This is a genomic window from Paenibacillus agricola, from assembly GCF_011440305.1.
GTDB lineage: Bacteria > Bacillota > Bacilli > Paenibacillales > NBRC-103111 > Paenibacillus_S > Paenibacillus_S agricola.
The window spans coordinates 1-1,042 of record NZ_JAAOIW010000074.1 but is presented as its reverse complement, the minus strand read 5'-3'; the positions used below and the strand labels follow the sequence as shown (position 1 = coordinate 1,042).

Below are 1,042 nucleotides of genomic sequence, written 5' to 3'. Positions count from 1 at the left end.
AGGACTCGATGCAAGCATTGTCATAGCAGTTCCCCTTACGACTCATGCTGCCCACCATGCCATAGAGCTGGAGTTGTTTCTGGTAATCCAAGGAGGCGTACTGGCTTCCACGATCCGAATGGTGCAGCAACCGCTGGCCAGGGTGTTGGCGTCCATAGGCTTGTTTTAATGCCTGTAGAACCAACTCCTTGGTCATTCGTTCACTCATGTGCCAGCCGACGATCTTACGGGAGAACAGGTCCATAACGCTCGCCAAATAGAGCCAGCCTTCATTTGTGGATACATAGGTAATGTCCGTCACCCACTTCTCATTAGGCTTGCTTGCCGTAAACTCACGGTTTAGTACATTCTCTTGAACGGGCAACGAGTGCTTGGAGTTGGTTGTCGCTTTGTATTTTTTCACCGTTTTGGAACGGATCCCATTGGCTTTCATAATCCGGGTCACTGTACGCTCAGAGATCGAGATGCCATTCTTCTTTAACTGCTGGGTGACCTTGGGGCTTCCGTAAATCTGCCTGGATCGGTCATAGACTTCCTTGACTTGCCCTGTCCATTCTTTGTGCTGGCGCTCACGGTTACTCTCGGGGCGCCCTAACCACTTGTAATAGCCGCTACGCGAAACGTTCATAATGCGGCACATCTTCTCCAGTCGGTACTCGGAGCGGTGTTCATAGATGAACGTGTATTTTACCGACGGTCTTTTGCGAAGAAGTGCATCGCCTTTTTTAAAATTTCGTTCTCCTCCTGGAGATCACGAATCTGCTTCAGGAGTTCCTTGTGTCGCTGGTCTTCCGACTTCAACGCTTGCACAGCTACGATTTCAGGCTCACTACCATACTTTTTCAACCAGCCATATAAGGTATTCGCGTTAATTTTTAACTCCCGTCCGATTTCAGCTACAGACTTCCCACTCTCCTTTATGTATTGAACGGTCTGCTTCTTGTACGTTTCATCATGATCGATCTTTTTCATAGACACAGGGCTCCCTCATTCAAGTTATTGAATCTAGTATAATCTGTGTCTACTATTCAGTCTAACTGCA

Annotated in this window: 2 protein-coding genes; both read right to left on the bottom strand. The window is 47.9% G+C overall.

The annotated features are described in order from the left end of the window. Positions 1-676: IS3 family transposase (locus G9U52_RS39080; RefSeq protein ID WP_311765007.1), on the bottom strand; the 676-nt coding region annotated here is incomplete at its 3' end. 11 nt (positions 677-687) lie between these two features. Further along, positions 688-972 (bottom strand): transposase, encoded by a 285-nt coding sequence (locus G9U52_RS39075; protein WP_166158879.1) that lies wholly within the window; start codon positions 970-972, stop codon positions 688-690. Positions 973-1,042: the final 70 nt, after the last annotated feature.

Bases quoted from the DNA above. Each gene is read 5' to 3' on its own strand.
- G9U52_RS39075 (WP_166158879.1), bottom strand. From the start codon at position 972: ATGAAAAAGATCGATCATGATGAAACGTACAAGAAGCAGACCGTTCAA.